At 72.3% G+C, this 1159-nt stretch carries 1 protein-coding gene and 1 pseudogene; one reads left to right on the top strand and one right to left on the bottom strand.

Annotated features, from left to right (window positions below; translation table 11 throughout):
- Window positions 1-235: pseudogene (locus AC2W7M_RS25985) on the bottom strand (P1 family peptidase); the annotation flags it as partial.
- Between the two features lie 143 nt (window positions 236-378).
- On the opposite strand from AC2W7M_RS25985, the gene panC reads away from it, so the two are divergent.
- Window positions 379-1159: pantoate--beta-alanine ligase (panC, locus tag AC2W7M_RS25980; RefSeq protein WP_486136032.1), on the top strand; the 781-nt coding region annotated here is incomplete at its 3' end.

Genomic DNA, 1159 nt, shown 5'->3' with positions numbered 1-1159 from the left:
CCGGCCGCGTCGAGCCCGAAGGCGGAGCCGCCGGAGAGCGTGACGGCGTCCACCCGGTCCACGGTCGCCGACGAATCGAGCAGATCGGTCTCGCGCGTGCCTGGCCGCCGCCGCGCACGTCCACCGCCGCGACCGCCGGCGCCTCGCACAGAACCACCGTGACGCCGGTGCCGGCGCCAAGGTCGGTGGCGTTGCCCACGCGGATGCCGGGCACGTCGGTGATGAGATTGCGCACGCGTGAGCCTCCCTGCCCTTCATAGAGCGGGTTGGCGCGCGAGGGAACGCACGCCAGCCCGCGCCGCGCCGCGTGCAGGCGCCGCTTTTCCTCGCGCGCGCGCGCCCATTAGGGTCCGCGGCCACAGCACGGGGAGGCACGACATGGCTGGAACGCGGCCGAAGGTGGTAGAGACGGCATCGCAGCTGCGCGCGGCGGTGCGTGGCTTCCGGGGGGAGGGGGCGAAGGTGGCTCTGGTGCCCACCATGGGCGCGCTCCATGCCGGCCATGTGGCCCTGGTCCGCCGGGCGCGGGAGATCGCCGGGCGCTCGGTGGTGTCGATCTTCGTCAACCCCACCCAGTTCGGCCCCACGGAGGATTTCTCGCGCTATCCGCGCACCTTCGAGGCCGACCTCGACAAGCTCGCCGACGTGCGCGCCGACCTGGTCTATGCGCCCTCTGCCGCGGAGATGTATCCGGACGGGTTTTCCACCCGCATCGAGGTGGGCGGCCCCTCGCAGGGCCTGGAAACCGACTTCCGCCCCCATTTCTTCGGCGGCGTCGCCACCGTGGTGGCCAAGCTCTTCATCCATTGCATGCCCGATTACGCGCTGTTCGGCGAGAAGGACTACCAGCAGCTCAAGGTGGTCACCCGCCTGTCGCGCGACCTGGATCTCGGCGTGCAGGTGGTAGGCATGCCCACCATCCGCGAGGCGGACGGCCTGGCCCTGTCATCGCGCAACGCCTACCTTTCGCGCGAGGAGCGCGCCACCGCGCCGGTGATCCACCACGCGCTGAACGGCGCCGCCGAGATGATCCGTGCCGGCGGCGACCCGGTCCTGGCCACCGCTCAGGCGAGCGAACGCATCGCCGGCGCCGGTCTGAGGGTCGACTACGTGGCGGCGCGCAACGCCGAGACGCTGGCGCCGCTCGCGGCCGGGGCGA

It is taken from the genome of Xanthobacter sp. BG11Y11_SDJG (assembly GCF_057364445.1).
The sequence above is the reverse complement of the archived record's forward strand: the minus strand, read 5'-3'. Positions and strand labels throughout refer to the sequence as shown.